Annotated in this window: 25 protein-coding genes and 1 riboswitch; of the genes, 11 read left to right on the top strand and 14 right to left on the bottom strand. The window is 69.6% G+C overall.

What is annotated here, in order from left to right:
* Positions 1-54 precede the first annotated feature (54 nt).
* Positions 55-1,392 (bottom strand): MATE family efflux transporter, encoded by a 1,338-nt coding sequence (locus tag ACGFZN_RS10010; RefSeq protein ID WP_393857972.1) that lies wholly within the window; start codon positions 1,390-1,392, stop codon positions 55-57.
* 494 nt (positions 1,393-1,886) lie between these two features.
* Between ACGFZN_RS10010 and dnaB the strand changes: the two genes are divergently transcribed.
* A complete protein-coding gene (gene dnaB / locus ACGFZN_RS10015; protein ID WP_330338927.1) occupies positions 1,887-3,365 on the top strand; it encodes a replicative DNA helicase in 1,479 nt (492 codons plus the stop codon).
* Between the two features lie 81 nt (positions 3,366-3,446).
* Positions 3,447-4,832 (top strand): serine hydrolase domain-containing protein, encoded by a 1,386-nt coding sequence (locus tag ACGFZN_RS10020; RefSeq protein ID WP_393857973.1) that lies wholly within the window; start codon positions 3,447-3,449, stop codon positions 4,830-4,832.
* 70 nt (positions 4,833-4,902) lie between these two features.
* On the opposite strand, the gene ACGFZN_RS10025 is transcribed toward ACGFZN_RS10020, so the two are convergent.
* Both ACGFZN_RS10025 and ACGFZN_RS10030 read right to left on the bottom strand, forming a co-directional pair.
* Positions 4,903-5,355, bottom strand: a complete 453-nt coding sequence (locus ACGFZN_RS10025) for a GNAT family N-acetyltransferase (protein WP_393857974.1) — start codon at positions 5,353-5,355, stop codon at positions 4,903-4,905.
* Between the two features lie 9 nt (positions 5,356-5,364).
* Positions 5,365-5,823 carry a MarR family winged helix-turn-helix transcriptional regulator gene (locus ACGFZN_RS10030; RefSeq protein WP_153540248.1) on the bottom strand — a complete coding sequence of 153 codons (459 nt, stop codon included), beginning with the start codon at positions 5,821-5,823 and terminating at the stop codon, positions 5,365-5,367.
* A gap of 143 nt (positions 5,824-5,966) precedes the next feature.
* Between ACGFZN_RS10030 and ACGFZN_RS10035 the strand changes: the two genes are divergently transcribed.
* The gene (locus ACGFZN_RS10035) at positions 5,967-7,175 is read left to right on the top strand and encodes an MFS transporter (RefSeq protein ID WP_393857975.1); all 1,209 of its coding nucleotides are present in this window, start codon (positions 5,967-5,969) and stop codon (positions 7,173-7,175) included.
* A 113-nt stretch (positions 7,176-7,288) separates the two neighbouring features.
* Entirely contained in the window at positions 7,289-7,708 is a 420-nt protein-coding gene (locus tag ACGFZN_RS10040) for a heme-binding protein (RefSeq protein WP_393857976.1), read from the top strand.
* Positions 7,709-7,777: 69 nt separating this feature from the next.
* On the opposite strand, the gene ACGFZN_RS10045 is transcribed toward ACGFZN_RS10040, so the two are convergent.
* Positions 7,778-8,644: a GNAT family N-acetyltransferase gene (locus ACGFZN_RS10045; protein ID WP_393857977.1), complete on the bottom strand. Its 867-nt coding sequence runs from the start codon at positions 8,642-8,644 to the stop codon at positions 7,778-7,780.
* Between the two features lie 415 nt (positions 8,645-9,059).
* On the opposite strand from ACGFZN_RS10045, the gene ACGFZN_RS10050 reads away from it, so the two are divergent.
* A complete protein-coding gene (locus ACGFZN_RS10050) occupies positions 9,060-10,331 on the top strand; it encodes a globin domain-containing protein (protein ID WP_393857978.1) in 1,272 nt (423 codons plus the stop codon).
* A 5-nt stretch (positions 10,332-10,336) separates the two neighbouring features.
* Here the strand turns inward: ACGFZN_RS10050 and ACGFZN_RS10055 are convergent, their stop codons facing one another.
* The 5 genes from ACGFZN_RS10055 to ACGFZN_RS10075 form a co-directional block, all read right to left on the bottom strand.
* Positions 10,337-10,819: an NUDIX domain-containing protein gene (locus ACGFZN_RS10055; RefSeq protein ID WP_393857979.1), complete on the bottom strand. Its 483-nt coding sequence runs from the start codon at positions 10,817-10,819 to the stop codon at positions 10,337-10,339.
* Between the two features lie 87 nt (positions 10,820-10,906).
* Positions 10,907-11,812, bottom strand: coding sequence for a LysR family transcriptional regulator (locus ACGFZN_RS10060; protein ID WP_393857980.1), 906 nt, complete (start codon positions 11,810-11,812; stop codon positions 10,907-10,909).
* A gap of 215 nt (positions 11,813-12,027) precedes the next feature.
* Entirely contained in the window at positions 12,028-13,176 is a 1,149-nt protein-coding gene (locus tag ACGFZN_RS10065; protein ID WP_393857981.1) for a cystathionine gamma-lyase, read from the bottom strand.
* A complete protein-coding gene (locus ACGFZN_RS10070) occupies positions 13,173-13,664 on the bottom strand; it encodes a low molecular weight protein-tyrosine-phosphatase (protein ID WP_393857982.1) in 492 nt (163 codons plus the stop codon). The genes ACGFZN_RS10065 and ACGFZN_RS10070 overlap by 4 nt, the downstream gene beginning before the upstream one ends.
* A 7-nt stretch (positions 13,665-13,671) precedes the next feature.
* Positions 13,672-14,049, bottom strand: a complete 378-nt coding sequence (locus ACGFZN_RS10075; RefSeq protein WP_393857983.1) for a phage holin family protein — start codon at positions 14,047-14,049, stop codon at positions 13,672-13,674.
* 59 nt (positions 14,050-14,108) lie between these two features.
* Between ACGFZN_RS10075 and ACGFZN_RS10080 the strand changes: the two genes are divergently transcribed.
* The 4 genes from ACGFZN_RS10080 (at position 14,109) to ACGFZN_RS10095 (ending at position 16,476) form a co-directional block, all read left to right on the top strand.
* Entirely contained in the window at positions 14,109-14,426 is a 318-nt protein-coding gene (locus ACGFZN_RS10080) for a cupin domain-containing protein (RefSeq protein ID WP_393857984.1), read from the top strand.
* A 165-nt stretch (positions 14,427-14,591) separates the two neighbouring features.
* Positions 14,592-14,804, top strand: coding sequence for a DUF5326 family protein (locus tag ACGFZN_RS10085; protein WP_393857985.1), 213 nt, complete (start codon positions 14,592-14,594; stop codon positions 14,802-14,804).
* A 222-nt stretch (positions 14,805-15,026) separates the two neighbouring features.
* On the top strand, positions 15,027-15,938 hold the full coding sequence (locus ACGFZN_RS10090; RefSeq protein WP_393857986.1) for an IclR family transcriptional regulator: 912 nt from the start codon (positions 15,027-15,029) through the stop codon (positions 15,936-15,938).
* A gap of 100 nt (positions 15,939-16,038) precedes the next feature.
* Complete coding sequence (locus ACGFZN_RS10095) at positions 16,039-16,476, top strand: SsgA family sporulation/cell division regulator (RefSeq protein WP_360153351.1); 438 nt, start codon at positions 16,039-16,041, stop codon at positions 16,474-16,476.
* 121 nt (positions 16,477-16,597) lie between these two features.
* On the opposite strand, the gene ACGFZN_RS10100 is transcribed toward ACGFZN_RS10095, so the two are convergent.
* Entirely contained in the window at positions 16,598-18,163 is a 1,566-nt protein-coding gene (locus tag ACGFZN_RS10100; protein ID WP_393858117.1) for a YibE/F family protein, read from the bottom strand.
* An 81-nt stretch (positions 18,164-18,244) separates the two neighbouring features.
* A riboswitch (TPP riboswitch) is annotated at positions 18,245-18,422 on the top strand.
* On the opposite strand from ACGFZN_RS10100, the gene thiC reads away from it, so the two are divergent.
* Entirely contained in the window at positions 18,415-20,199 is a 1,785-nt protein-coding gene (thiC, locus tag ACGFZN_RS10105) for a phosphomethylpyrimidine synthase ThiC (RefSeq protein ID WP_393857987.1), read from the top strand. (Overlaps the previous riboswitch by 8 nt.)
* Positions 20,200-20,409: 210 nt before the next feature.
* On the opposite strand, the gene ACGFZN_RS10110 is transcribed toward thiC, so the two are convergent.
* The 3 genes from ACGFZN_RS10110 to ACGFZN_RS10120 form a co-directional block, all read right to left on the bottom strand.
* Positions 20,410-21,267: a hypothetical protein gene (locus ACGFZN_RS10110; protein ID WP_393857988.1), complete on the bottom strand. Its 858-nt coding sequence runs from the start codon at positions 21,265-21,267 to the stop codon at positions 20,410-20,412.
* Between the two features lie 181 nt (positions 21,268-21,448).
* The gene (locus tag ACGFZN_RS10115) at positions 21,449-22,528 is read right to left on the bottom strand and encodes a metallophosphoesterase (RefSeq protein WP_393857989.1); all 1,080 of its coding nucleotides are present in this window, start codon (positions 22,526-22,528) and stop codon (positions 21,449-21,451) included.
* A 279-nt stretch (positions 22,529-22,807) separates the two neighbouring features.
* Positions 22,808-23,920 (bottom strand): LacI family DNA-binding transcriptional regulator, encoded by a 1,113-nt coding sequence (locus tag ACGFZN_RS10120; protein WP_330338950.1) that lies wholly within the window; start codon positions 23,918-23,920, stop codon positions 22,808-22,810.
* A 431-nt stretch (positions 23,921-24,351) separates the two neighbouring features.
* On the opposite strand from ACGFZN_RS10120, the gene hisC reads away from it, so the two are divergent.
* Positions 24,352-25,431, top strand: coding sequence for a histidinol-phosphate transaminase (gene hisC, locus ACGFZN_RS10125; protein WP_393857990.1), 1,080 nt, complete (start codon positions 24,352-24,354; stop codon positions 25,429-25,431).
* Positions 25,432-25,444: 13 nt separating this feature from the next.
* On the opposite strand, the gene ACGFZN_RS10130 is transcribed toward hisC, so the two are convergent.
* Positions 25,445-25,822, bottom strand: coding sequence for a cyclophilin-like fold protein (locus ACGFZN_RS10130; RefSeq protein ID WP_393857991.1), 378 nt, complete (start codon positions 25,820-25,822; stop codon positions 25,445-25,447).
* Positions 25,823-25,945: the final 123 nt, after the last annotated feature.

The raw sequence follows: 25,945 nt of genomic DNA on the forward strand, positions 1-25,945 counted from the left end.
CGAGGCGCGGGATGTTTCACGTGAAACCGGGCTGGGTCCGTTACGCCGGTACGGTCACCGGGTCGCGCCGGTCACGATCCAGCACCCCGATCGCGTGCGCAGCCACAGCGTCAGCAAGCGGAGGGTCATCATGAGGGTCATCGCGGCCCACAGCGCCGTGAGACCTCCGCCGAGGGCGGGGACGAGCAGGGCGGCCGGGGCGAAGACGGCGAGGGTGACGACCATGGCCCCGGCCAGGTACGGCCCGTCGCCGGCGCCCATCAGGACCCCGTCCAACACGAAGACGATCCCGCAGATCGGCTGCGAGAGGGCCACCATCAGCAGTGCGGGCAGGGCGGCGTCCTTGACCACGGAGTCACTGGTGAACAGCGGCAGGAAGAGTGGACGGGCCGCCACGACGAGAAGGCCGAGGACCGCGCCGGTGGCGACGCCCCACTGGACCATGCGGCGGCAGGCCTCACGGGCCCCTCGGGCGTCGTCTGCTCCGAGGTAGCGGCCGATGATGGCCTGTCCTGCGATCGCAATGGCGTCGAGAGCGAAGGCCAGCAGGTTCCACAGGGACAAAGTGATCTGGTGGGCGGCCATCTCGGCATCTCCCAGATGCGCCGCGACCGCCGTGGCAATCATCAGGATTGCCCGCAGCGACAGGGTGCGGACCAGGAGTGGAACGCCTGCCTGAGCCGAGGCCCTGATGCCGGCGGTGTCGGGGCGGAGGGAAGCGCCGTGTCGACGGGCCCCGCGCACGACCACGGTGAGATAGGCGGCCGCCATGCCGCACTGGGCGATGACGGTTCCCCAGGCCGAACCGGCGATGCCGAGCCCCGCGTCGTACACGAGTCCGGCGTTGAGCGCGCCGTTGGCGACGAAGCCCGCGACGGCGACATGGAGCGGGGTTCTGGTGTTCTGCAGCCCGCGGAGGACTCCGGTGGCGGCGAGGACGATCAGCATTGCCGGGATGCCCAGCGAGGAGATGCGCAGATACGTCGTGGCATGGGGCGCGGCGGTCGCCGAGGCGCCGAAGAGATCCACGATGCCCGGCGCCAAGGGGAGGACGACGGCGATGACGGCGATGCCGAGGAGCAGCGCCAGCCAGATACCGTCCATGCCCTGGCGGATGGCGGCCTGCAGATCTCCGGCACCGACGCGCCGGGCCACGGCCGCGGTGGTGGCGTAGGCCAGGAAGACGAAGACGCTCACCGCGGTGGTGAGCAGGGCCGAGGCGACACCGAGACCGGCGAGCTGGGCGGTCCCGAGATGTCCGACGATGGCACTGTCCGCCATGACGAAGAGAGGTTCCGCGACGAGCGCGCCGAAGGCCGGGACGGCCAGCGCCACGATCTCTCGATCGTGGCGCCGTCGGGTGGCCTCGGGTATCGCGGGAGCCTGTGTCATGAGCACTAATCTAATCGTCCACAGGTAAGCGATGCAACTGGCGACCACCCCTTACTCTTTCGATCGTGGCGTGTCGATTCGGGCACCGTTCGAAGCAATCTCGGCCCGACTGGGGAAGTTTTTCTTCTGCACAGCCAGTGGACGGTAAAGGCGCAGGTCAAGGCCGTGTTGTGGGTGGTGGCGAGGTCTTGTTCACAGGGCTGTCCACCGGGTCGTGCACAGGTTTCGGCGAGTTCTCCACAGCATCCGGGCCGTCGTCCACATGGCCTGTGGATAACCAGATTGGCTGACGGTGCCGACGGGCCTACCGTTGTCCGGCGCCCGCTCCTTCCCGCAGCCCGGAGAGCGTCCTTCCAAGGCACTCTTTCGTGAGCCCTGGAACCCACACAAAACCGACGCGTCGGAACCGGAGTTGGGCCTCTCAGTTGTCAGTGCCGTGCCGTACAAAAGAGGACACGGCGAGGTCCGCCGCGCGGACGGGAGGAGGTGGCTCGGTGAGCATTTCCGAGCCCTTGGACGATCCGTGGGCCGATGCCGGACCCAGTGATCGCCTGCCGGCCTCCCGTCGACGCGGTGACGGCGGCCGGGGTCGTGACGAACAGCACGACCGGGGCCGGGAGAACGGCTCCTGGGACGGCGGCGGCTCCTCCTTCGAGCGGGTGCCGCCGCAGGACCTGGACGCCGAGCAGTCGGTGCTGGGCGGCATGCTGCTGTCCAAGGACGCCATCGCCGACGTCGTCGAGATCCTCAAGGGCCACGACTTCTACAAGCCGGCGCACGAGACGATCTTCCAAGCGATCCTGGACGTCTACGCCAAGGGCGAGCCGGCCGACCCGATCACCATCGCCGCCGAGCTCACCAAGCGCGGTGAGATCAACAAGGTCGGCGGCGCCGCGTATCTGCACAGCCTCGTCCAGACCGTGCCGACGGCGGCCAACGCCGAGTACTACGCGGAGATCGTCCATGAGCGGGCGGTCCTGCGCCGCCTGGTCGAAGCCGGTACGCGCATCACACAGATGGGATACGCGGCCGACGGCGACGTGGACGAGATCGTCAACCGCGCCCAGGCCGAGATCTACGCCGTCACCGAGCAGCGCACCAGCGAGGACTATCTGCCGCTCGGCGACATCATGGAGGGCGCCCTCGACGAGATCGAGGCGATCGGCTCGCGCAGCGGGGAGATGACCGGTGTGCCGACCGGCTTCACCGACTTCGACTCGCTGACCAACGGCCTGCACCCCGGTCAGATGATCGTCATCGCCGCCCGGCCCGCCATGGGCAAGTCGACGCTCGCCCTGGACTTCGCGCGGGCCGCCTCGATCAAGCACAACCTGCCGAGCGTCATCTTCTCCCTCGAGATGGGCCGCAACGAGATCGCGATGCGTCTGCTGTCCGCCGAGGCCCGGGTCGCCCTGCACCACATGCGGTCCGGCACGATGACCGACGAGGACTGGACCCGGCTCGCCCGCCGCATGCCGGACGTCTCGGCAGCCCCGCTCTACATCGACGACTCTCCCAACCTGTCGATGATGGAGATCCGCGCCAAGTGCCGGCGTCTGAAGCAGCGCAACGACCTGAAGCTGGTCGTCATCGACTACCTCCAGCTGATGCAGTCCGGCGGCTCCAAGCGCGCCGAGAGCCGCCAGCAGGAGGTCTCGGACATGTCGCGTAACCTCAAGCTGCTCGCCAAGGAGCTGGAGATCCCGGTCATCGCGCTCTCCCAGCTCAACCGTGGCCCCGAGCAGCGCACCGACAAGAAGCCCATGGTCTCGGACCTGCGTGAATCGGGCTCCATCGAGCAGGACGCCGACATGGTCATCCTGCTGCACCGCGAGGACGCGTACGAGAAGGAGTCCCCGCGCGCGGGCGAGGCCGACCTGATCGTGGCCAAGCACCGTAACGGCCCCACGGCCACCATCACGGTCGCCTTCCAGGGCCACTACTCGCGGTTCGTGGACATGGCCCAGACCTGATCCCCGCCCCGGCCGAGACAGCATCTTCAGGCCAGGGGAAATGGGCTCGACGTCCGCGGTCGCACCAGGTGGACTGGGCCCATGACGTCATCTCAGGAAGACCTGCTCCCCGGGACGCGCCGCGCCCTGCTGCACCGGATCGCCGTCGCCCAGGCCGAGGGCCGGGCGCCCTCGTTGGTCGCCTCCGTGGTCCGGGACGGCAGAGCAGTCTGGCACGGGGCACGGACCTCGGTGGACGGGCACGGGCCGGACGAGAACGTGCAGTACCGCATCGGGTCCATCACCAAGACCTTCACCGCCGTCCTGGTGATGCGGCTGCGCGACGAGGGCCTGCTGGACCTGGGAGACCCGCTGGAGAAACATCTGCCCGGCACCGGCGCCGCCGAGGCGACCATCGCCCAACTCCTCGCGCACACCGCGGGGTTGGTGGCGGAGTCGCCCGCACCGTGGTGGGAGCGGACCCCGGGCACCCTGCGTCCGGAGCTGGGTGATGTGCTGGGCGAGCAGCCTCTTGTGCACCCTGTCGGCCGGCGGCACCACTACTCCAACCCCGGATATACCGTGCTCGGTGCTCTGGTGGAGCAACTGCGGGGCGCTCCCTGGGAACAGGTGCTGCGCAACGAGATCCTCGAGCCGCTCGGCCTGCACCGTACGAGCACGCAGCCGCAGGCCCCGCACGCCGGTGGCTGGGCCGTGCATCCGTGGGCGGACGCGATGCTGCCGGAGCCGCTGGAGGACCTGGGCAGGATGGCCCCGGCCGGCCAGCTGTGGTCGACCACGGGCGATCTGGCGCTGTTCGCCGCGTTTCTCGCCGCGGGTGACGACCGGGTTCTGAGCGCGGAGTCGGTACGGGAAATGCGCACGCCCGCCGCACCCGCCGAGACGGCGGACGTACTGGACGGGGCCACGTACGGCCTCGGCCTGCAGATCCAGCGGCGTGACGGCCGGCTCCTGGTGGGGCACTCCGGCTCGCTGCCGGGCTTCCTGGCGAACCTCACCCTCAGCGTGGAGGACGATGTGGCCGCGGTGGTGCTCGCCAACTGCACCAGCGGACCGCTGCTGGGCGCGTTGGGCGCCGACCTGGTACGGATCGTGGCCGAGGCGGAACCGCGGATCCCGGAACCCTGGCGGCCCCTGCGCGAGATCGATCCGACGGTTCTGGAGCTGGCGGGACAGTGGTATTGGGGCACCAGCGCCTTCGGCCTTCGAGTGACCGCCGACGGCCTTCTCGCCCTCGCCCCGTTGACCGGCAGCGGCCGGCGCGCCCGCTTCCGGTCCAACGGCGACGGCACCTGGACGGGACTGGAGGGGTATTACGCCGGTGAGCTCCTGCGGCCGGTACGGCGCCAGGACGGATCCCTGAGCCACCTCGACCTGGGCTCGTTTGTCTTCACACGGCAGCCGTACGACCCTGAGGCAGCCGTCCCCGGTGGAGTGGACCCGCAGGGCTGGAGGGGGATCGGCTAGGCATTTCTGGCGCAGAGGGTGTGTTTCACGTGAAACACACCCCCTGCGCCTTCGGGTTCGCCGGTGCCCGTCAAAGACGCAGCTTGAAGCCTTCGTGCGAGGCGCTGAAACCAAGCCGTTCATAGAAGCGGTGGGCGTCGGTGCGGGTCTTGTCGGACGTCAGCTGCACCATCCGGCAGTCGAGCCGACGTGAGGTCTCGATCGCCCACTCGATCAGCTGCCCGCCCAGCCCGCCGCCCCGCTCGTCGGCGTGGATGCGCACGGCCTCGATGAGGGCGCGGGTGGCACCCCGGTGCGAGAGACCCGGAATCACCGTGAGCTGAAGGGTTCCGATCACACGGCCTTCGCGGACGGCGACGACGAGATGCTGGTTGGGATCGGCTTCCAGGCGCTCCAGCGCGGCCCGGTACGGAGTCATGTCGTCGGGTGACTCGCGTTGGGCGCCGAGCGGGTCGTCGGCGAGCATCGCGACGATCGCCGGCAGGTCGTCGACGGTCGCACGCCGTATTTCAAGATCTCCCATGGGCGCACCCTATGCCGGTACGTTCAGCGACTCCACGACCCGTACCAGAGGGGCCAGTTCGGGATTCCGCGAGGCCTCGTCCAGGGCCTCGCGCAGGGCGGCGTCATTGGTGGGCCGCGCCTCCTCGAGGAGCCGCAGACCCGCCTCGGTGACATTGGTGTAGATGCCGCGCCGGTCGGTGGGGCACAGATAGCGCTCCAGCAGACCGCGGTCCTCCAGCCGGGTCACCAGGCGGGTGGTGGCGCTCTGGCTGAGAACGACCGCGTCGGCGACCTGCTTCATCTGCAGATGCCCGCCCTCGCCGTCGTGCTGGCGGCTCAGTACATCCAGCAGCGAATACTCACGCACGCTCAGGTCGTGCTTTGCCTGCAGGGCGCGCTCGATGTGCGCCTCGATCCTCCCGTGCAGCGCAGACAGGGCACACCAGCCCTGTGCGAGGGCGGTGAGCGCGGGATCCGTCGCTGTCATTGGCGTTCTCCTCCGTCCCGGAGCGGCTGCCTCAAGGGTAGAGCAGTGCCGCAATTGCCAGCGCTTGCATATAGCCCGCGTCTGCAATTATTGTGAACGCACGAAAAGCGCACACGCAATCGTCTGGGAAGGTGTACCCCTTCATGCCTCTCGCGCTCCTGGCCCTCGCGATCGGGGCCTTCGGAATCGGAACGACCGAGTTCGTGATCATGGGCTTGCTGCCTCAGGTCGCGGGCGACTTCGGGGTCTCCATCCCCACGGCGGGCCTGCTGGTGACGGGCTACGCGCTCGGCGTGGTCGTCGGCGCCCCGTTGATGACCGTGCTCGGCACCAAGGTCTCCCGCAAGCGCATGCTGATGCTGCTAATGGGACTGTTCATCGCCGGCAACCTGCTCTCCGCGGCGGCCCCCGCTTTCGCGATCATGCTGATCGGACGCGTGATCGCCTCTCTCGCGCACGGCGCCTTCTTCGGTATCGGGTCGGTCGTCGCGGCCGAACTGGTGGAACCGCACAAGAAGGCCGGCGCCATCGCCATGATGTTCACCGGCCTGACCGTCGCCAATGTCGTCGGCGTCCCGCTGGGCACGCTCATCGGCCAGCACGTCGGCTGGCGCGTCACCTTCGGGATCGTGGCCGCCCTCGGGGTCGTCGGCCTCGCCGGCGTCGCCAAGCTGGTGCCCGAGATGCCGAGGCCCGAGGGAGTGCACCTGAAGCACGAGCTGGCCGCCTTCAAGAACACTCAGGTTCTGCTCGCCATGGCGATGACCGTCCTCGGCTTCGGCGGGGTCTTCGCGGCCATCACCTACATCGCGCCGATGATGACGCACATCGCGGGCTTCGCCGACGGCTCGGTGACCTGGCTGCTGGTCCTGTTCGGCCTGGGCATGGTCGGCGGCAACCTCGTCGGCGGCCGGTTCGCCGACCGTGCCCTGATGCCGATGCTGTACGTCTCCCTGGGCGCTCTGGCCCTGGTCCTGGCGCTCTTCACACTCACCGCCCACAGCAAGATCGCGGCGGCTGTCACCATCGCCCTGATCGGTGCCCTGGGCTTCGCGACCGTACCGCCGCTGCAGAAGCGCGTGCTCGACCAGGCGCACGGCGCCCCGACGCTCGCGTCGGCCGTGAACATCGGCGCCTTCAACCTCGGCAACGCCCTGTCCGCCTGGCTCGGCGGCATCGTGATCGCCGCCGGCTTCGGCTACACGGCACCCAACTGGGTCGGTGCCGCCCTCGCGGCGGCCGCCCTGGTCCTCGCCTTTCTGTCGGCGGAACTCGAGCGCCGCGACGGCACCCGCGGCACCGTGATCGCCTCTGCCACCCCCACTCGGCAGCAGACGCCGGTCCACCACTGAGCCGTCGCAGCATCGAGCGCCTGACCGCGCACCCCTCACAGACCTCCGTCCCGGGGACCAACCCCGGAACGGCGAACACCCCCCTCTCAGGAAAACCCGAGGAGCGAACCTCCATGAGCACCACCGTCGTCGCCCCGCTGTCCATCGAGGACGCCGAACTGCTCGTCGCCACGGCCCGCCGCGCGGCGGAGGACGCCGGGGTCGCCGTCAGCGTCACCGTCCTGGACGCCGGCGGCCATCTGCTGGCCTTCCGCCGGGACGACCGGGCCGTGCTGATCTCCGGCGAGACCAGCACCCGCAAGGCGTACACGGCCCTCCAGATGAACGCCCCCACCGCCGACCTGGTCGACACGGTGCAGCCGGGCGGGCTCTTCCACACGCTGCCCACGGCCCTCGACCGGCCGCTGCTGTTCATCGCCGGCGGAGTGCCCGTCCGCCGGGACGGCCGGCTGATCGGCGCGGTCGGCGTCGGCGGTGGTGCCCCGGAGCAGGACCACGGCTTCGCCGTCACGGCCGTCCAGGCGCTCGCCTGAGCCGCGAGCCCACGAACACGACGTCGGCCCCGTCGCAGCAAGCGGCGGGGCCGGCGTTCGTGCGCGGACTCAGCCCGCGGCCACGGTGAGGGGGGCGAAGCGGCGGCTCCAGTCTCCCGGGAGATGGGTGATCCCGTACGTCATGACGGCGTTGAAGGCCACGGAGACAAGTCCTCGCGCCTTCGCCCAGGCCAGCAGCTCCTCATGACGCACGTCGATGTCGGTACGCAGCGGACGGTCCGTGCCCGCCGCCAGCGAGCCGATCAGTGCCTTGGCCGTTTCCGTGTCCTGGGCGACCAGCGGGCCGATGACATGGGTGTCCATGTTGGGCCATGCCGCCGTGTAGCCGGTGATGCGGCCGTTCTCCTCGGCCACCCGCAACTGGTCGGCGAAGGCGGGAAGCCGGGTGATCAGGGGAGTGCGGTCCGCGCCGAAGACCTCCTCGTCGAGACGCAGGATCGCGGGGAGATCCTCCGCGGTGGCGGCACGCGTGGATACGCCGGGCTCCGCTCCACCTGGAACGAAGTGGCCCACCAGCATCTCCGCCCGGCCCGTCACCTTGAAACCCAGTTCCTCGTACAGAGGGCGGCCGTTCGGTGTCGCGTGCAGGGTGAGGGGAGTGGTTCCCATGGCGGCCACGACATGGCGCATCAAGCGGCGGCCGACACCCTGGCGAGCATGGCGTTCGGCCACCAGGACCATGCCGACGGCACCGAGATCCGGGCGCTCCGACGGACCGTACTCCGTGACCACGCAGGCGGCCACGAGACCGCCCACGGGATCATCGATGCCGTATCCCTTCCCGGCAGTCAGGAGGAAACCCCACTTGTGTTCCTCGCGCGGCCACCCCCGGTTCTCGGACAAGTCGGCGCAGGCGGTGAGATCGCGAAGCGTCAGTCGGCGGATGGGCAGAGCAGCGAGGGAAGGAGTCGACACGCAGGTCAGGCTGTCTGACCGGGCACCCCGGCGTCCAGCCGTTTCCCTGCAGACAGACCGTCTTTTGGTCATGCCGTGGTCCTCTGCACAGCTCGTGGACAGCAGGACGTGTTTCACGTGAAACATCGGCTGCCGCTCTGGGTGAGGCACTTGTGTGTGCCTCCTCCGCCGGTAGGGTCGACTCCGGGTCATGTCCGGGACGGTGTTGCACAGGTCCCGCACGGGCCGAGAACAGGGCAGGCAGCCAGCGGGACGCAGAGCGTGAGAGCGGCGTTTCCGGGTAGGCGACCGCCCCATCCGATGGGGTGGCAGGTCGCACGGCCGCTACGGCTGCCGCCCACCGGGGGAAAGCATGCGCCTTCCCCTGAAGGGGGTGCGCAGACCGACCGCAAGACGTTCGAGGCGAGGGCACACCATGGACGCTCCGACCACTACGTCGGGGGACAACGACATGCCGGGCGGGGACGGCTGGTTCACGCCGCGCACCACACCGCTGCCCTTGGAGAAGCAGCGGCCCGTGGACGCGTCCGCCCTCCAGCGCGTCCCTGCTCAGGGGGCGGGACCGGCTGCCGAGGAGGGCTCTGCGGACGCCATCCTCATACGCCGCACCTTGGCCGAGATCAGCCCGATCGCCGACCAGGTCACCTCGTACTTCTACGCGCTGCTCTTCGTCCGCCATCCCGAGCTGCGGGCGTTGTTCCCGCCCGCGATGGACCTGCAGCGGGAGCGTCTGCTGAAGGCGCTTCTCACCACGGCAGAGCACCTGGACAACACCCCGGTTCTCGTCGACTACCTGCGGAACCTGGGCCGTGGGCACCGCAAGTACGGGACGCGGGCCGAGCACTACCCGGCACTCGGAGAATGCCTGATCGACGCGCTGAGCACTTATGCCGCCTCCGTCTGGAGCCCGGAGACGGAAGCGGCCTGGGTGCGGGCGTACCGGACGATGTCCCAGGTCATGATCGATGCCGCGGCGGCGGATGAACTGCGGTCCCCGGCGTGGTGGCAGGCGGAGATCGTCGCGCACGACCTCAGGACTGCCGACGTCGCCGTCCTCGCCGTGCGCCCGGACCAGCCCTACCCCTTCATCGCCGGGCAGTACACGAGTGTGGAGACACCCTGGTGGCCGCGTGTGTGGCGGCACTACTCGTTCGCTTCGGCGCCCCGCTCGGACGGTCTGCTGACGTTCCATGTGAAGGCCGTACCGGCCGGCTGGGTGTCCAACGCGCTGGTGCGCCGCGCCCGCCCCGGAGACGTCGTACGCCTCGGACCGCCGACCGGTTCCATGACGGTCGACCACACCACCGACAGCGGACTCCTGTGCCTGGGCGGCGGCACCGGCATCGCGCCCATCAAGGCCCTGGTCGAGGACGTCGCCCAGCGCGGAGTGCGCAGGCCTGTCGAGGTGTTCTACGGAGCCCGCACCAACCACGACCTCTACGACATCGACACCATGCTCCGGCTCCAGCAGAGCCACCCCTGGCTGTCGGTCCACACGGTCGTCGACGAGCAGGCCCGCATCCAGCTCCCCGAGGCCCTGCGGGCCTGCGGACCCTGGAAGGAGCACGATGCCTATCTCTCGGGGCCGCCCGGAATGATCCGCAGCGGCATCCACGCGCTCCGGGACGTCGGTATCCCGCCGAGTCGCATACGGCACGACGCCGTGGAGGGACTGCTCGGGATCTGAACGCGTCAGCCGAGGTCGGGGGCGTGCATGGCGCGTACCCCCTCGATGTTGCCGTCCAGATAGTGGCGCAGCGACAGCGGGACCAGATGGACGGAGGCGATGCCGACGCGGGTGAAGGGTACGCGGACGATCTCGTACTCCCCGGCGGGCTCGTCGACTTCGGGTCCGTGCCGCCGGGCCGGGTCCATGGACTCCAGCCGGCAGACGAAGAAGTGCTGCACTTTCACACCGGTGGCACCGCCGTCCTCACCGATGTGCTCGACGGTGTCCACGAAGCACGGAACCACATCGGTGATCTTGGCGCCGAGTTCTTCGGACACCTCCCGGTGCAGGGCGTCCACGACGGTCGGGTCCTCGGGTTCGACTCCGCCCCCGGGAGTGACCCAGTAGGGATCGACGCCGGGCTTGGTGCGCTTGATCAGGATCAGGTCGTCACCGTCGAGGAGAATGGCACGGGCGGTGCGCTTGACCACGGGTCGGACGGTCATGGGAGAAATGTGGCCCGGCTGGTTCCACGTGAAACATCGCACTGAGTCACCGAGGGGTGCCGCGTGTGGAGGCCGTCTCGGCAGGCCTCAGCACCAGCCCGCGGCAGCCTGCTGAAGCCATTCATGAGCCCGCGCTATATGGGGCATGGCGAGGGTGCCGGTGCGTACCACCAGGAAGTACGTACGCAGCGGCGGCACCGGCGGCTCGTGCAGCGTCGCCACCGTGCCCTCATCGAGGGCCGCGGCACACAGATAGCGAGGCAGCACCGCGATCCCGGCGCCCGCGATCGTGCAGGCGAGCACCGCCCGTAGATCAGGAACGATGACCGTGCCCGGGGTCGCCGGGCGGGAATCGAAGACGGAGGCCCAGTAGCGCGAAACGAAGGGCAGCGACTCATGGACCTCGACGACGGGCAGATCCTCCAGTGCGGGCGCCCCCTTCAGGCGCAGCGCCCCCGCCCCGATCCGCTCCACCCAGCGCGGTGCGGCGACCAGCACGTGTTCCTCGTCGCAGAGCGGAGTCGTGGTGAGCAGAGCGCCGCGCGGACGCGCCGTGCTGATGGCCAGATCGTGATGTCCGGCGGCCAGTCCCTCCAGTGTCTCCTCCGCCGTGCCGAAGGAGGCGCGCAGAGCGAAGGGCTGGCCGTCGTCGCCGGTCAGCTCCGTCAGAGCGGGCAGGGCACGTTCGGCGGTGAACTCGGGCGGGCCGGCGAGATGCAGTGTTCTGAGCGAGGACTCGTCGTCCAGGCCGCTCTCGGCTATCTCCACCAGGGCGTCGAGATGGGGTGCGGCCTTGTGCGCGAGTTCGTCGCCGATGGTCGTCGGAGTGACCCCGCGCGCCTGCCGCAGGAACAGGGGCTTGCCCAGCTGCCGCTCCAGTGTGCGGATCTGCGAGGTGACGGCCGGCTGGGAAAGGCCGAGCAGGGCAGCGGCGCGGGTGAAGGAGCCGGCCCGGTGCACAGTGACGAAGGTGCGCAGTAAGGCCAGGTCCATGACATGCCTCCCCTATCCCTGCCCTCCTCCGGCCGAGGCAGGCCCCAACTATAAATATGTCGATAGGTCTCTGTCGCTAGCGTGATTGGACACTGACTGAGAGTCAACTAGCCTGGGGCGCACGGTTCTTCGCGCGCAGGAGCCGAAGACGGTCCGAGCCACGAGGGGGGAGGCTCGGACCGTCGTGCGCTGTCGCCGGCCGGACGGCCACGCGCTCATCCGGCGGACTCGTCCAGGGCCCGCAACAGGTCGGCGATCAGGTCCTCGGGATCCTCGGCACCGACGGACATACGGATGAAGCCCTCCGGGACCGCGTCCCCGCCCCAGCGGCGGCGGCGCTCGGCCGTGGACCGCACCCCGCCGAAGCTCGTCGCGTCCTCCACCAGACGCAGCGCCTGCAGAAAACGCTCGGCACGCGCGCGTGTGGGCAGCGTGAAGGAGACCACGCAGCCGAAACGGCGCATCTGCTGCGACGCGATCTTGTGCGAGGGGTCGTCGGGCAGCCCGGGATAGCGCAGGCCGGACACCTCCGGACGCTGCTTGAGGACCTCGGCCACCGCGAGGGCGGTGGCGTTCTGCCGGTCGACGCGCAACTGGAGCGTGGCGATGGAGCGGTGCGCCAGCCAGGCCTCCATGGGCCCCGAGATGGCTCCGACGATCTTCCGCCAGCGCCGTACGGCGGCCATCGCCTCGGCATCGAGGCCGGCGACATAGCCGAGCAGCACGTCGCCGTGGCCGGTGAGCTGCTTGGTGCCGCTGGCCACGGAGAAGTCGGCGCCCAGCTCCAGCGGGCGCTGCCCGAGCGGGGTGGCGAGCGTGTTGTCGACGGCCACCAGGGCGCCCTGGGCATGGGCCGCCGCCGCCAGCCGCCGGATGTCGCACACGTCGAGCCCCGGGTTCGACGGGGACTCGATCCACAGCAGCCGGGCGCCGTCGAGGACGTCGAGCTGGGCATCGCCCGCGGTGGGGGCGGTGCGCACCTCGACGCCGTACGCCTCCAGCTGGGCGCGGACCAGTGGCAGCACCTGATAGCCGTCGGAGGGCAGCACGACCGCGTCCCCGGCACGCAGCTGCGAGAACAGCACGGAGGAGATCGCCGCCATGCCCGAGGCGAAGACCAGCGTCTCGACGTCGTCCCGGCCGGGCGCCTCCAGCTCGCCGATCGCCCGTTCCAGCAGCGTCCAGGTCGGGTTCTCGTCCCGGCCGTACAGGTACGGTCCCGTCGCCTCGCCGGGCAGGTGGAAGTGCGCCGCGAACACCGGCCCGGGCAGGGTCGGCTCGTGCTTGACCGGTTCGGGCAGTCCGGCGCGCACCGCGCGCGTGCCGTCGCCGGTACGACCCTCGCCCCGGGTGGTGTCGCTCATGCCGCTCTTCCTTCCAGCTGCTCGCGTACGGCGGCGAGCAGACCGGTGCTCGCCGCTTCCACCATCTCAAGACACTCCTCGAAGCCGTCCCGGTGTCCGTAGTACGGATCCGGCACCTCCAGGTCGTCACCGGCGGCGGGGTCGTAGGAGCGCAGCAGCCGGACCTTGCGCGCGTCCTCCTCGGTGGGCGCGAGGCGGCGCAGGGCCCTGAGATGACCGGTGTCGAGAGCGATCACGAGGTCGACGCGGGAGAACCACGACGGCTGGAACTGCCGCGCGATGTGCTCGCAGGGGTAGCCGTGCTCCTGGAGGATCGACACGGTCCGCGGGTCGGCCGGCTCGCCTTCGTGCCAGCCGCCGGTGCCGGCGCTGTCGACCACCACCCGGTCCTCGAGTCCGGCCTCGGCCACGCGCGCGCGGAAGACGATCTCGGCCATCGGGGAGCGGCAGATGTTGCCGGTGCACACGAAACAGACGCGGTAGGCCATGGCTGCCTCAGTCCTCGTCGGGCAGGACGACGTGCAGCGCCCAGGAGACGACGGAGACGATCAGGCCGCCGATCACGGCCGTCCAGAAGCCCTGTACGTGGAAACTCAGGTCGAGCTTGCCGCACACCCAGGACGTCAGCAGCAGCATCAGCGCGTTGACGACCAGGGTGATCAGGCCCAGGGTCAGGACGAACAACGGGAAGGTGAGCACCTTCACGATCGGCTTGACCAGCCAGTTCACCAGCCCGAAGACCAGCGCCACGACGATCAGCGTGCCGGCCTTCTTTGCGGTGCTGTCACCCGTGAGAGTGATCTTGTCCAGCAGCCACACGGCGACCGCCAGGGCGCCCGCGTTGGCGACCGTCTTGACTAGGAAATTCTTCATGTGTCTGATCGTGGCAGACCCGATCGGAACCGAGCAGCGAGACGAGGGCGACAGCGGCGATGAAGGCATTCCGGCTGGACGAACTGGAGGCGGAGCGCGCCGCCAACGAGGGGGCATACCTTCAGTTCCTGCGCGAGCGGAACATGTCCGTCGGTCTGTACGCCCTGAACGCGGGCGAGCACGACCCGCAGAAGCCGCACAAACAGGACGAGGTGTACTTCGTCGTCAGCGGCCGGGCGTCGATCACGGTGGGACTGGAGACGACCGAGGTCGCGCGCGGCAGCGTGGTGTACGTGCCGGCCGGCGTCGCCCACAAGTTCCACCACATCAGCGAGGACCTGAGGGTCCTGGTCGTCTTCTCTCCGCCCGAGGCGTGAGCCCGGACCCCGGGATTCCCTAGGGGACGGGTCAGGGGAGGACAAGGGGTGCGAGGCCTCCGCGGAACCCCTGCCGGCCCTAGCATCGAGTGCAGAACATCAAAGCCGTACCGGGACACAGGACGTACGGCACGCGGACATACGAGAAGGCAAAGGACGAGGGCGATGCGAGAGATCTTCGCGGGACTGCCGTGGTGGGTGAAGTGGGTCGCGGTGCCGGTCATCGCCCTGGTCGTGTTCGGCAGCCTGATAATGACGGTGCTCGGCATCGTGATCGGCCTGTTGTTCAAGGCGCTGGTGTTCGTCGCCCTGGTCGGCGGACTCATCTACGTCGTACGGAAGTTCATGTCGAGCTCCTCGTCGCGCAGCGACTGGTGACGGCACCGGGTGCGGGTGGCCCGGCCACGGCGGCACCACCGGTCCCGGCAAGCTGAACACCGGTTTCCCTCGGGCGAGGGAAGTTTCCCGCGAGGCCGTCCGGGTGCGGCGGCGGACGATTAGAGTCCGGAACCCCGCGGGGTCCGGCCCCGCGGGCGGCGCAGATCCCCTCCGTGCTCTTCCCCCGCACGGGCTGCCCCCTCGCGCTCCCGGGAGTGATCCTTGGCCACGGTCGACACCGCAGCGGCGGAACCGCACGCACCCCCCGCTCCGTCGCGTCCCTGCGCGCCCCTCGCCCAGCGGTCGCCGTCCGTCGCGGTCCCCGAACAGCCGCACGCCTCGGGCGTCTCGGGGTCACCGCATCCCGACGCCGGCGGCCCCCCACCCACTTCGACGCTCATCGGATCCGTCCAGCGCGCCATGCGCTTGCTGGAGACCGTCGCCGCGCATACGTACGGCGCCCCCGCCAAACAACTCGCCCGCGAGACCGCCCTCGCCCTCCCGACGACGTACCACCTGCTGCGCACGCTGGTGCACGAGGGCTATCTGCGCCGCGAGAAGGGGCTCTTCTTCCTCGGTGAGGCGGCCGAACGGCTGGGCAGCAGCGGGGCGCAGCAGAAACGTCGCAGCGCGGTGGCGGACACGCTTGCGCACTGGCGAGATTCGATCGGTGTGCCCGTGTACTACGCGATGTACCGGGACGGCGAGATCGACATCATGTGCGTCTCCGACTCCCCCGAGGCGCCGGCGGTCGAGGAGTGGGCCGACTTCCGTGAGACCGGCCATGCGCACGCCATCGGGAAATGCCTGCTCTCCCAGCTGGACGAGGACGCCCGCCGCGATCACCTCTCCCGCTATCCCGTGACGTCCATCACGCCGTACACCGTGCGCGACAACGACGCCCTGTTGCGGCGGCTGGCCCGGATGCCCCGCATGGAGCCGGTGGTGGAGCGCCAGGAGTACGCGCTCGGGACGATCTGCGCGGCGGTCCCGATCACGGTCGGCACGACCGTGGCCACGATGGCGATGTCGCTCCCCTCCCACCAGGCCGACCGGCTGTTGCCTGCGGCTCGGCGGCTGCAGACGGAGATCGGACGGCATCTGGGAACGCTCACGCTCTCTATCAGTATCTGAAAACTTACTCCTTGTGATCTGCTGTGTACGTTCAGCAAGATTTGACCACGGTCGGAGGGATCAAACCCGGCCAGTCGATGTCCATACGACGGGGTAGACGATGCGCGAGTCCGTACAGGCAGAAGTCATGATGAGCTTTCTCGTGTCCGAGGAGCTCTCCTTCCGCATTCCGGTGGAGTTGCGCTACGAGACCTGTGATCCCTATGCCGTGCGGCTGACCTTCCATCTGCCCGGTGACGCTCCGGTGACCTGGGCCTTCGGGCGTGAACTGCTGATCGACGGCGTCGGCAGGCCCTGCGGGGAAGGTGATGTGCACATCGCTCCGGCCGACGCCGAGGTGCTGGGCGAGGTGCTGATCCGGCTTCAGGTGGGTGGCGACCAGGCTCTGTTCCGCTCCTCGGCACCGCCGCTCGTGGCCTTCCTGGACCGCACGGACAAGCTCGTGCCGCTCGGTCAGGAGGGCGCGCTGGCCGACTTCGACGCGCATCTGGAAGAGGCCCTGGACCGCATCCTGGCCGAGGAGCAGAGCGCCGGCTGAAGCGTTACGGCAGCGGAGGCCGAAGTGTCCCGCGGTGCCGCGTGGGACGGTGCAGGAACGCTTCTGCGCAGCAGGGTGCGGCCTTGGCCGACGACGCGGCATCCCACGCGCGGTCGCCTCCTCACCGCTTCCGGCGTCGTCCCCGCCCTCCCCGCGCCGCAGCGGGCGGGGCCCCGGCCGCTGCCGGCGTGTCCGGGCCGGGGCGATCGGCCGCGACCACCAGGGCGGCCAGCGCCGTGGTGACGGGCACCGAGGCAACCAGGCCGATGGAGCCCACCAGCGTGCGCACGATCTCCTCGGCCACCAGCTCGCTGTCGGCCACCGTCCCGACGCTGCTCTGAGCGATCGAGAACAGCAGCAGCAACGGCAGCGCGGCACCGGCGTAGGCGAGGACGAGGGTGTTGACCACGGACGCGATGTGGTCCCGGCCGATGCGAATGCCCGCCCGGTACAGCCCCCGCCAGCCCATCGAGGGGTTGGCCTCGTGCAGTTCCCACACGGCGGACGTCTGGGTCACGGTGACGTCGTCCAGCACACCGAGCGAACCGATGATGACGCCGGCCAGCAGCAGACCGCTCATGTCGATCGACGGATACAGGCCGTGGATCAGGCCGGTGTTGTCGTCCGTGTTGCCGGTCAGCGCGGCCCAGCCGATGAACAGGGAGCCGAGCACGCCGATCAGCGACAGGGACACCAGCGTGCCGAGCACCGCCACGGACGTGCGGGCCGACAGGCCGTGGCACATGTACAGGGCGATCAGCATGATGGCGCTCGCCCCGACCACCGCCACGAGCAGCGGGTTGGAGCCCTGGAGGATCGCGGGCAGGATGAACAGGGTCAGCACCAGGAAGCTCACGGCCAGTGCGACGAGCGCCATCACCCCGCGGAGCCTGCCTACGATCACGACGGCGAGGGCGAAGATCGCGGCGAGCAGTGTCATGGGGATCTGCCGGTTCACGTCGGCCACGGAGTACTGCAGGTCTCTCGGCGCCGAGGGCTCGTAGGCGACCACCACCTTCTCGCCCTGATGCAGCTGCCGGGTCTGGTCCGGCTGGACGATCTCGGTGAACGTACGGCCCTTGTCCTTGCCGGTGTCGACCCGGACGGTCGCCTTCTTGCAGGTGCCCTTCGCCTGTTGCTGCGCGGAGGTGCCCTCGGCCGTGGAGGTGTCTCCCGTCGGGGTGTCACCGGAGGCGTTGACCGATTGGCAGCTCACCTCGACGACCCTGGTGACGGTGGCGTTCTGTGTCTCGCGGTCGAAGCCGACGCCGGTGCGTTTGTGCGGTGGGGCGCCCCCGGGCCAGAGCACCAGCAGGCCGACCGCGACCGCCGCTGTGAACGGGATCAGGATCGCGGCGATGACCTTGCGCAGGTGCCGGGAGACGGGGGCGGCGGGTCCATGGCTGTGACTGTGCCCGTGCCCGTGCCCGTGTTCGTTCTCCCTCCCCCTCCCCTTCCCCTGTTCCTGGCCGTGCCCGGTTCCGTGCTCGTCATGGTGGGCGTGACCCTGGCGATGACCGGGCACCTGTTCAGCGCTGGAGTTCCCGGTGCCGGCGGTACGGCCGTCGTATTCATGGCCGCCGTACCCATGGCCGTCGGGCACGTGGCCGTCAATCATCTGGTCCTCGTGCTGCCCTGGGCCGCCTCTGCGAGGCGACCCAGGCGGCCGATACGGGTACTGCTCCATGCTGGTCACCGCCCGATCATTGCAAGAACGGCAGGGGGCCCACTGTTCATCGCGCCACAGATGACGCTAGCGTGGAGGCACCTTTGCACACGCGGGAGCTCGGAGCACCGGGCTGAGAGGGCGCTGACCTCCGTACGCGCGATGTTTCACGTGGAACATGCCATGTTCCTCACGAAACACCGACAGACGGAAACCGCTGCGTCGACCGCCGAACCTGTTACCGGGTAATGCCGGCGTAGGGAGTAGGTCTCATGACCAACAAGGACGCACGCACGCCTGCCTCCGTTCAGGACGAGACGTCCCAGGAGGCCCGGAAGTCCATCGGCTGGCACAAGGCGTATGTCGAGGGTTCGCGCCCCGACCTGCGCGTGCCGGTCCGTCAGGTGCACCTCACCAACGGGCAGTCCGTCACGCTGTACGACACGTCCGGCCCGTACACCGATCCACTCGTCGACACTGACGTACGCAGGGGACTGCCGCCTCTGCGCGAGAACTGGATCATCACCCGAGGCGACACCGAGGAGTACGCGGGACGTCCCGTCCGCCCCGAGGACGACGGGATCAAGCACACCGCACCGCGCGGTGGGCTCCGCAACCTGGACGCCGTCTTCCCCGGACGGCCGCGGCAGCCGCGCCGGGGCCGGGACGGCGAAGCGGTGACGCAGCTCGCGTACGCGCGCCGGGGCGAGATCACCCCGGAGATGGAGTTCGTGGCCATCCGGGAAAACGTCTCTCCCGAGGTGGTTCGCGAGGAGATCGCGGCGGGCCGGGCGGTACTGCCCGCCAACGTCAACCACCCCGAGATCGAGCCGATGATCATCGGCAAGCGGTTCCTGGTGAAGGTCAACGCCAACATCGGCAACTCCGCGGTGACTTCCTCCATCGAGGAGGAGGTGGAGAAGATGACCTGGGCGACCCGGTGGGGTGCCGACACGGTCATGGACCTGTCCACCGGCCGCAACATCCACACCACCCGCGAGTGGGTGCTGCGCAACTCCCCCGTCCCCATCGGCACGGTGCCGCTCTACCAGGCCCTGGAGAAGGTCGACGGCAAGGCCGAGGAACTGACCTGGGAGATCTACAAGGACACGGTCATCGAGCAGGCCGAACAGGGCGTGGACTACATGACGGTCCACGCGGGCGTCCGGCTGCCGTTCGTGCCGCTGACCGCCAACCGCAAGACGGGCATCGTCTCACGCGGTGGCTCGATCATGGCCGCCTGGTGCCTGGCGCACCACAAGGAATCGTTCCTGTACGAGAACTTCGAGGAACTCTGCGAGATCCTCGCCGCCTACGACGTCACGTACTCGCTGGGCGACGGCCTCAGGCCGGGTTCGATCGCGGACGCCAACGACGAGGCTCAGTTCGCGGAATTGCGAACTCTTGGGGAACTCAACCGGATCGCCAGGCGTTTCAACGTACAGACCATGATCGAAGGCCCGGGACACGTCCCGATGCACAAGATCAAGGAGAACATCGACCTTCAGCAGGAGATCTGCGATGAAGCTCCGTTCTATACGCTCGGCCCGCTGACCACGGACATCGCGCCGGCGTACGACCACATCACCTCCGGCATCGGCGCCGCGATGATCGCCTGGTGGGGCACTGCGATGCTCTGCTACGTCACGCCCAAGGAGCACCTGGGCCTGCCCAACCGTGACGACGTCAAGACCGGCGTCATCACGTACAAGATCGCCGCACACGCGGCCGATCTCGCCAAGGGGCACCCAGGCGCCCAGGAGTGGGACGACGCACTGTCCGACGCCCGCTTCGAGTTCCGGTGGGAGGACCAGTTCAATCTCGCCCTGGATCCGGACGCGGCCCGTGAGTTCCACGACGAGACCCTGCCGGCCGAGCCCGCCAAGACGGCCCACTTCTGCTCCATGTGCGGCCCGAAGTTCTGCAGCATGAAGATCTCGCAGGACATCCGCCGCGAGCACGGCAGCAGCCCGGCCGAGATCGAGGAGGGCATGGCGCAGAAGTCGAAGGAGTTCGCGGCGAGCGGGAACCGGGTGTATCTGCCGATCGCCGACTGAGCGGGACGGAAGTGAACTCGCCGCGCCGGGACGCCCGTTGAGGCGGCCGGTGCGGCCGAGGAACGGCAGGGGCGGCGGCTGACCGGGGTGGTCGTGCCACACCGGTTGGCCGCTCGGCTCGCCGCCCGATCCGGCCCAGGCCGTTCATGTCCCCTGCCGTTCAGGGGGGCCGGGGCCGTCCGGGTGTTGCTTCCGGGTGTTGCTGCGGGATCACTCGGGCTGGTGCTCCGGGCCGCCGAAGTCCGGGCTCGTGTAGTCGGGGCTGGTGAAGCTCGGCCGGCCGGACGCGGTGCCGTCGTCGGGACTGCTGAAGCCGGGGCGGTCGTATCCCAGGCGGGGCATACGACCGCGCGGGGCGGGCGGGGTCGTGTGGCGCGCGACCGGTCCGGGCTCGGCGAGCGCCTCCGTCAGGAACGGCACGATGCCGCGCTCCAGCAGGGCCTGACGCCAGGCTTCTCTGGCGCTGTCCAGCTCCCGGTGCGCCGCGTCGAGCGCCCGGGCCTGATCCGAGCTGCCGTTGCGCAGGGCGGTCAGGAGCAGTCCGACCGCGGCCACGAGGATCGCGGCCGCGGTCACCGCGCCGAACACCCAGCCGGCGGTGAGCATGGTCCCGGCGAAGTCCTGTCCCGGGCTCAGCGTCCTCAGGATGTAGCCGACGAGGAGGAAGATCGCCGCGGCGGTACCGGAGAGGACCGGAGCCAGTACGGCGATGACCGCGACGGCGCCCGCGCCGGTGTTCTCGGCCGGCTCGCCGAGGGAGGGGACGAGCCCGGCCGTGGCCGGACTCGCGTCGTCGGCACGGGAGTCACCGGCGGCCGCGGGGGCCATCGCCGGCTGGCGCAGTTCCTGGCGGACCTTCACATAGTGCTCGTATTCGGCCGCCGCAGCGGCCGTTATCAGTGCGGTGGCGTTGAGCGCCATGGTGCGCAGCTGCTCGGGATTGAGCCGCTGTCCCACAGCGGCCAGTTCCGGTCGCTGTGGGGCGGAGCGCAGCGCCTCATCGAGGAGCCGCTCGAATTCCTGGCGGTCCTCGTTCTGCAGGTGCTGCGGAACGCTGTTCATGTGCATCCCCCGATGCTCCGTAGGGCTTGGGGCTCGCACGCCGGCGAGCCGTCGGGCAGAAACGGAGGGGAGCCTGCTACGGATAAGCCGATGGTAGAGCCGTGACGGCACACGGAGACAGGGGGTTGCCGGAATTTGCCCCATCGGCCCGGGGACACGCGGGCCGGGGCGCCGCTCGGCCGAACGGTCAGGTGGCCAGGGGAAGTTGCCGCACCAGCAGCTTTCCGGCCATGGTCACTCCGCCGTCCATCGCGATGGCGAGGCCGTCGGCGTAGACGTGCGGTCCCTCCACGACCGGGCCGCTGCTCTCCTCGCCGTCCTCGGAGCCGACCTCGCCGAGCAGGTAGGGAATCGGGCTGTGGCCGTGAACGATGCGGGTGCCGCCGTACGTATCGAGGAGGGAGCGCACGGCATCGGCGCCGCCCTCGTCGCGGAAGGAGAACCGCTTGGTGAACTTGCGGAACAGATCCCAGCACTCGTCCGCGTCGTTGCGGGTGAGGGTCTCGCGGACGGTGTCGTTGACCGCCTCGATGGAGTCGCCGTAGTCGAGGTAGGCGGTGGTGTCCGAGTGCACCAGCAGATAGCCGTCGACCTCCTCGACGGCGTCGAGGCGGGCCATCCACTGCAGGTGGTGGTCCTGCAGGCGGTCCATGTCGGTCTTCTGGCCGCCGTTGAGCAGCCAGGCGGCCTGGAAGGTGGCGGTGCCCGCGCCGGAGTTGACGGGGGTGTCGCCGAACCGCTTCGCGCCGAGCAGCAGCAGCTCGTGGTTGCCCATGAGGGCCTTGCAGTAGCCGCCGGCCGCGGCGGCCTCGGCGGACAGCCGCATCACGAGGTCGATGACGCCGATCCCGTCGGGCCCGCGGTCGGTGAAGTCGCCGAGGAACCACAGCCGGGTGGTGCCGGCGCACCACTGGCCGGAGGCGTCGATCAGCCCCTGCTCCTGGAGTGCGGCCACCAGTTCGTCGAGGTAACCGTGGACGTCGCCGACGACGTACAGCGGGCCGGGGCCGGTCGCGGGCTGCGGGGCCGGGGCGGCAGGAGCCGTCTCGGCGCTGGTGACCGGGGTCTCCGCCCGGTTGATGACGGGCAGGTCGCGCTGGGTGGGCGTGTAGCCGTCGGGGTACGCCTCCTCGGCGGGCGGCGCGGTGTCGCCCGGGTGGGCGGTGTGGACGTACGGACCGGTCTCGTGGACGTACGCAGGTACCCGGAAGTCGCGCAGCGTCGTCGTCCGCTCCACTTCGGGTCCCTGACCGGCCCCCTGAGTCATCAGACCCCTCCACCATCGCGCCGCATCTGCACCCCTTCGGACTGCCTGGTCGCAGCGGTCCGCGGTGTCGTGGGCCCATCATAGGAATGCGCGTCGCGCCGTGTGATGACCCAGGGGTGGTGAATCGGAACAAGACTCCAGTTCACCGCGGCTTTCGCCCCGTTTGGGCAGATGTTCGGCCGGTTCGGGGCCGACCGGACACCCGGCCCGTGTGCCGTCGGCCCGCCGAGCCCCTCGCCCGGCCGGCGCGGGCACGGGGCGAGCGCCCCGCTTTCCGCGCTATCTGTCGTCCGGTGTCCGCGGCGGACTGACCGTGGTGCGCGGCGGACGGCGCTGCGAGGAGGTGCGCACGATCAGCTCTGTCGGTATCACCTGCTCGACCGGCTGGTCCGACTCCACGCCCTCGATGGCGTCGATGAGGAGCTGGACCACCGCGGTGCCGATCCGGCGCGGCTTGAGGGAGAGCGTCGTGATGGGCGGCTCGGTGCTGGCGTACACCATGGACTCGCTGCAGCAGACGAGCAGCAGGTCCTCGGGGACGCGCAGGCCGTAGCGGCGGGCGGCGGCCAGCAGGTCGGTGCCGTTGGGGTCGAACAGGCCGTAGACCGCGTCGGGCCGGTCGGGGCGGGCGAGCAGCCGGTCGGCGGCGACGGCGCCCGCGCACGGGTCGTGGGCCGGGTAGGCCTCGTAGACCGGGTCCTGGCCGACCCGCTCGCACCAGTGCAGGTAGGCGGTGGTGGACAGGTGGGTGTACGTGTCCGTCGTGGTGCCGGTGAGCAGGCCGATACGGCGGGCGCCGGCGTCGGCGAGGTGGTCGAGGATGCCGAGTACGGCGGCCTCGTGGTCGTTGTCGACCCATGCGGTGACCGGCAGGGTGCCGGCCGGGCGGCCGTCGGAGACCACGGGCAGGCCCTGCCGGACGAGCTCGGTCACCACGGGGTCGTGGTCGGAGGGGTCGATGACGACGGTGCCGTCGAGCGCGACGTTGGACCACACGTCGTGGCGGGAGGTCGCGGGGAGGATCACCAGGGCGTAGCCGCGGGCGAGGGCGGCCGAGGTGGCGGCGCGTGCCATCTCGGCGAAGTACGCGAACTCGGTGAAGGTGAAAGGTTCATCCCCGTACGTCGTCACGGTCAGGCCGATGAGACCCGACTTGCCGGTACGGAGGGTGCGGGCGGCCGCCGAGGGGCGGTATCCCAGCCGGTCGGCGACCTCACGGACGTGGCGCCGGGTGGCATCCGGGAGCCGGCCCTTGCCGTTGAGGGCGTCGGAGACGGTTGTGATGGAGACTCCGGCGGCGGCGGCCACGTCCCTGATGCCCGCCCGGCCCGGCCGGCTGCCTCGACGTGAGGTTTCCGCGCGGCTCACCTGGTGCTTCCCTGCTGCTGTCATGGCGAGCCGATAGTAGGGCTCATGCGGTGGGGTAGTGCGGACGCATATGCACGCGTTGACAGGCACGTTTCTGCAAGGTCGTGAGGCGCTAACTGCCTTAGAAACAAAGCCAGTTGAACGATACTTCGGCAAGACGTGTCGTGGTGGCGCGTATGGACCTGCCAAGTGCCCGATGTTTCGAAGAGGTCTCAACTCACCTGCACGAGGGATGCGCGCTACGGCGCGAGCCACCGGCGCGTAGATATATGTACGGCGCGCCCCCTGAAACGTACGCCTTCGTACAGCGATGCCCCGGGATGGTGCCGGGACCGGCCCGGTCCGCGCATCGAAGGCCCGCGACCTGTACGCACCGGGGCCGAATCCTCATAAGGTGAGGAGTATTGGAAGCCGGCGGCGTCGACGGTCCGCCGGTGGTCGCGAGGAGGACTGCGGTGAGCGAGACGAGCCCCAAGCTGCGCGCCGAGCTGGAGGGTATCCCCACCTACAAGCCGGGCAAGCCGGCCGCGGCCGGCGGGCCGGTCGCCTACAAGCTGTCCTCCAACGAGAACCCCTATCCGCCGCTGCCCGGCGTCATGGAGACCGTGACCGCGGCGGCCTGCAACTTCAACCGCTACCCGGACATGGCGTGCACCGGGCTGATGGAGGAGCTGTCGGAGCGCTTCGGCGTCCCGGTCTCCCACCTGGCCACCGGCACCGGCTCGGTGGGTGTCGCCCAGCAGCTCATCCAGGCCACCAGCGGTCCCGGCGACGAGGTGATCTACGCCTGGCGGTCCTTCGAGGCGTACCCGATCATCACCCAGATCAGCGGCGCCCGGTCGGTGCAGGTGCCGCTCACCCCCGGCGATGTGCACGACCTGGACGCCATGGCGAACGCGATCACCGACCGGACGCGTCTGATCTTCGTCTGCAACCCCAACAACCCGACCGGCACGGTGGTGCGGCGGGCCGAGCTGGAGCGGTTCCTCGACCGGGTGCCCGGCGACGTCCTGGTGGTGCTGGACGAGGCCTACCGCGAGTTCATCCGCGACCCCGAGGTGCCCGACGGTGTCGAGCTCTACCGCAGCCGGCCCAACGTCTGCGTGCTGCGTACCTTCTCCAAGGCCTACGGGCTCGCCGGGCTGCGCGTCGGATTCGCGATCGCCCATGAGCCGGTCGCGGCGGCACTGCGCAAGACGGCGGTGCCCTTCGGCGTCAGCCAGCTCGCCCAGGAAGCGGCGATCGCCTCGCTGCGGGCCGAGGACGAGCTGCTCGGCCGGGTCGGTTCGCTGGTGTGCGAGCGCACGCGCGTGGTCGACGCGCTGCGCGCCCAGGGCTGGACGGTGCCCGAGACGCAGGCGAACTTCGTGTGGCTGCGGCTGGGGGAGAGCACGCTCGCGTTCGCTCAGGCTTGTGAGCAGCACGGTGTCGTGGTCCGGCCGTTCCCGGGGGAGGGTGTGCGGGTGACGGTCGGCGAGACCGAGGCGAACGACATCTTCCTGAAGGTGGCGGAGGCGTTCCGCAAGGAGCTGTAGTCCGGGACGGGCTCTACTCGTCGATCAGTTCCACCCGGACGGGGTCGCCGTCTCGTACGGTCGCCAGTGCGCGGGCGTCCCCGTCCAGGCTTCCGAGGATGTTGCACGGACTCGCGAGGCGGCACTCGTCACCTCGCGAGATCGGTGTCGGCCCATAGGGGAGGGCGAGCGCGTCGCCGTCCGTCCAGAAGGCCACCGTGCCCGGCTCCACGACCTGCCGGGCGTCCGTTTCACGTGAAACAGCGACTCCTGTGTCGAAATAGACCTCCTCGCCCCATGTGCAGGCGCTGGAGGTGAGCGGCAGTGCCTTGGCGAGGGCCTGGGCGGTCGGACTGTCTGCGTCGAGGGTCGCGGTGATGTTGCCCGCGGGCCAGGAAATACGAATCTGCATGGCGCGCAATTCAACAAGATGTTGAAGTCGCTGCCAAGGTCTTGACTCGGTGGCGATAGGGCCACCCCGCCCTACCGGGCCGAAAATCAGTGCGTCATAATGGCTTGTGAATGTGAACGCGTT

This window comes from Streptomyces sp. NPDC048192 (assembly GCF_043202415.1).
In the GTDB taxonomy this organism is placed as follows: Bacteria; Actinomycetota; Actinomycetes; order Streptomycetales; family Streptomycetaceae; genus Streptomyces.

Coding starts and splice junctions, on each gene's coding strand:
- ACGFZN_RS10010 (WP_393857972.1), bottom strand. CDS start 1,392: ATGACACAGGCTCCCGCGATACCCGAGGCCACCCGACGGCGCCACGAT.
- ACGFZN_RS10020 (WP_393857973.1), top strand. CDS start 3,447: ATGACGTCATCTCAGGAAGACCTGCTCCCCGGGACGCGCCGCGCCCTG.
- ACGFZN_RS10025 (WP_393857974.1), bottom strand. CDS start 5,355: ATGGGAGATCTTGAAATACGGCGTGCGACCGTCGACGACCTGCCGGCG.
- ACGFZN_RS10030 (WP_153540248.1), bottom strand. CDS start 5,823: ATGACAGCGACGGATCCCGCGCTCACCGCCCTCGCACAGGGCTGGTGT.
- ACGFZN_RS10035 (WP_393857975.1), top strand. CDS start 5,967: ATGCCTCTCGCGCTCCTGGCCCTCGCGATCGGGGCCTTCGGAATCGGA.
- ACGFZN_RS10040 (WP_393857976.1), top strand. CDS start 7,289: ATGAGCACCACCGTCGTCGCCCCGCTGTCCATCGAGGACGCCGAACTG.
- ACGFZN_RS10050 (WP_393857978.1), top strand. CDS start 9,060: ATGGACGCTCCGACCACTACGTCGGGGGACAACGACATGCCGGGCGGG.
- ACGFZN_RS10055 (WP_393857979.1), bottom strand. CDS start 10,819: ATGACCGTCCGACCCGTGGTCAAGCGCACCGCCCGTGCCATTCTCCTC.
- ACGFZN_RS10060 (WP_393857980.1), bottom strand. CDS start 11,812: ATGGACCTGGCCTTACTGCGCACCTTCGTCACTGTGCACCGGGCCGGC.
- ACGFZN_RS10065 (WP_393857981.1), bottom strand. CDS start 13,176: ATGAGCGACACCACCCGGGGCGAGGGTCGTACCGGCGACGGCACGCGC.
- ACGFZN_RS10070 (WP_393857982.1), bottom strand. CDS start 13,664: ATGGCCTACCGCGTCTGTTTCGTGTGCACCGGCAACATCTGCCGCTCC.
- ACGFZN_RS10075 (WP_393857983.1), bottom strand. CDS start 14,049: ATGAAGAATTTCCTAGTCAAGACGGTCGCCAACGCGGGCGCCCTGGCG.
- ACGFZN_RS10080 (WP_393857984.1), top strand. CDS start 14,109: ATGAAGGCATTCCGGCTGGACGAACTGGAGGCGGAGCGCGCCGCCAAC.
- ACGFZN_RS10085 (WP_393857985.1), top strand. CDS start 14,592: ATGCGAGAGATCTTCGCGGGACTGCCGTGGTGGGTGAAGTGGGTCGCG.
- ACGFZN_RS10095 (WP_360153351.1), top strand. CDS start 16,039: ATGCGCGAGTCCGTACAGGCAGAAGTCATGATGAGCTTTCTCGTGTCC.
- ACGFZN_RS10100 (WP_393858117.1), bottom strand. CDS start 18,163: ATGGAGCAGTACCCGTATCGGCCGCCTGGGTCGCCTCGCAGAGGCGGC.
- thiC (WP_393857987.1), top strand. CDS start 18,415: ATGACCAACAAGGACGCACGCACGCCTGCCTCCGTTCAGGACGAGACG.
- ACGFZN_RS10110 (WP_393857988.1), bottom strand. CDS start 21,267: ATGCACATGAACAGCGTTCCGCAGCACCTGCAGAACGAGGACCGCCAG.
- ACGFZN_RS10115 (WP_393857989.1), bottom strand. CDS start 22,528: ATGACTCAGGGGGCCGGTCAGGGACCCGAAGTGGAGCGGACGACGACG.
- ACGFZN_RS10120 (WP_330338950.1), bottom strand. CDS start 23,920: ATGACAGCAGCAGGGAAGCACCAGGTGAGCCGCGCGGAAACCTCACGT.
- ACGFZN_RS10130 (WP_393857991.1), bottom strand. CDS start 25,822: ATGCAGATTCGTATTTCCTGGCCCGCGGGCAACATCACCGCGACCCTC.